This window comes from Corynebacterium sp. MSK297 (assembly GCF_030232885.1).
GTDB lineage: Bacteria > Actinomycetota > Actinomycetes > Mycobacteriales > Mycobacteriaceae > Corynebacterium.
In genome coordinates, this window is the sequence record NZ_JASPGD010000029.1 from 815 (window position 1) to 1259 (window position 445).

The window sequence follows — 445 nt, forward strand, 5'->3', positions numbered from 1 at the left end:
CTTAGCCGATTCCGAAGTCTCCGGCGTCTTACCAGACTGCTCTTCCGCAGGCTCAGTCTCCTCCTCCGAGGTCACAGTCTGATTCTCATCGTTAATATCCTTGTGCTCAGCAATCTTATTCGGCTGCTCAGCATTCGGAGTATCCTTACCAGACTTATCAACCTCAGTCGAGGTCAACTCTTCAAACGCAACCGCAGCCTCAACCGGCTCAGTCACCGAATCATTGACCTTAATCTCAACCGTAGTCCGACCATCAGCAGACTCAGGCGTAAAGGTCTTCGAACCCTTACCCAGAACAGTCTCGCCATCTTCCTTCGAGATCAACTCAGCCTGAAGAGTGTATTTCTTCTCAGGAACCAAATCCTTGTAATCGACAGTATCGACAACCGTGGCACCAGCAACAACCTGCGTAGCACCATCAGCGAAATCAGCATTCGTCGAAATC

At 50.3% G+C, this 445-nt stretch carries 1 protein-coding gene; it reads right to left on the reverse strand.

Annotated elements, in window-relative coordinates; genetic code table 11:
- A partial coding sequence (locus QP888_RS10980) for a VaFE repeat-containing surface-anchored protein (protein WP_284813590.1) occupies nucleotides 1-445 on the reverse strand: 445 nt, incomplete at both ends.